This window comes from Actinomadura sp. KC216 (assembly GCF_004348535.1).
GTDB lineage: Bacteria > Actinomycetota > Actinomycetes > Streptosporangiales > Streptosporangiaceae > Spirillospora.
In genome coordinates, this window is record NZ_SMJX01000624.1 from 1 (window position 1) to 1,431 (window position 1,431).

Below are 1,431 nucleotides of genomic sequence, written 5' to 3' on the forward strand. Positions count from 1 at the left end.
GGTCGGTGGAGGCGCCGTCGCCGGGCCCGCCTCCGCCGTAGATGACGATGGGGTGCGGCCCGTCGCCGCGGTAGGGGGCGGCGCGGGTGAACGCGGTGCCCTCGCAGACCGGGTACCAGTCCTGGCCGGTGGTGCGCGCGGGCAGCCAGTCGACGCGGTCGGGCCCGGCGGTGGCGTGCCAGGCCGCCGCCACGGTGAGGGCGGCGGCGACGGCGAGCAGCAGCCACCGGTTGCGCCGCGCGAACTCCGCCACACCCCCGACGGTAGGGGATCATTTGCGGCGCAGCCATCGCCAGATCGCGCCGGCGGGCGCGTCCGGCACGGTGAGCGGGTGCTCCTCGATGTCGTAGCGGCGCACGTAGGCGCTGGCGAACGCCTGCACGCTCGCGCCGACGGGCAGGGCCAGCAGCACCCCGATGGGTCCCATGACGGCGGCGCCGGCCAGGATCAGCCCGAACGCGACGGCGGGGTGCATGTCCAGGGTCCGGGCGGTGATGCGGGGCTGCAGCAGGTAGTTCTCCAGCTGCTGGTAGCCGATGACGAACAGCAGCATCCACAGCGCGGTCGACGGCGCGACGGTCAGCGCGATCAGCACCGGCACCGCGCCCGCCAGGTAGGTCCCGACGGCGGGGATGAACTGCGACACCACGCCCACCCACAGCGCGAGCGTCGCGGCGTAGGGGACGCCGAGACCGATCATGGCGATGAAGTGCGCGATGCCCGACAGCAGCGCCATCAGCGCCCGGGAGTAGATGTAGCCGCCGGTCTTGTCCACGGCGATCTCCCACGCCCACAGCACCTGCCGCTGGCGCCTGGGCGGGAGCAGGGAGCACACCGTCCGGCGGAACTGGGGGCCCTCGGCCGACAGGTAGAAGGTGAACAGCAGGACGCCGAGGGCCTTGAAGATGACGCCGAACGCGGTGGCGCCGATCCCCCACACGTTCCCGGCCAGGGACGACAGGTGCCGGGTGAGGGTGTCGGTGACGGTCGGCAGCCGCTCGAAGAGGGTGTCCTGCGACAGGTTGGTCCCGAACGTGGAGTTGATCGAGCCGATCAGGTGCCGGACGTAGCCGGGGAACCCCTCGATGAGGGTCATCGCCTGGGTGGCCAGCAGCGACCCGATGCCGCCGAGGAACCCGCCGGCGAGCACGCCGACGCCCAGGAACATCACGGCGGTGGCGGGGCCGCGGCGCCAGCCGCGGCGGGCGAGCCGGTTGACGCCCGGCTCGATCGCGAACGCCAGGAACAGCGAGGTCAGCAGGAGCAGCAGCAGCTCGCGCAGCCGTTCCAGCAGCCACAGCCCGGCCAGGAACGCCAGCACGACCGCGCCGGCGAGCAGGAACGCCTTGGGCAGCCACGGCGGCATCCGCGCGGGCGGCCCGGCCCCGCCGCGCCCGTCGCCGCCGCGTCCGGCCGCGGCCGGTCCCCCAG

The 1,431-nt window shown here is 74.1% G+C and carries 2 protein-coding genes; both read right to left on the bottom strand.

Features of this window, described 5'->3' with window-relative positions; all coding sequences use genetic code 11:
* The coding region (locus E1264_RS42590; RefSeq protein ID WP_132183252.1) for a hypothetical protein at positions 1–253 on the bottom strand (253 nt) is incomplete at its 3' end.
* Between the two features lie 18 nt (positions 254–271).
* Positions 272–1,431: AI-2E family transporter (locus E1264_RS42595; RefSeq protein ID WP_132183254.1), on the bottom strand; the 1,160-nt coding region annotated here is incomplete at its 5' end.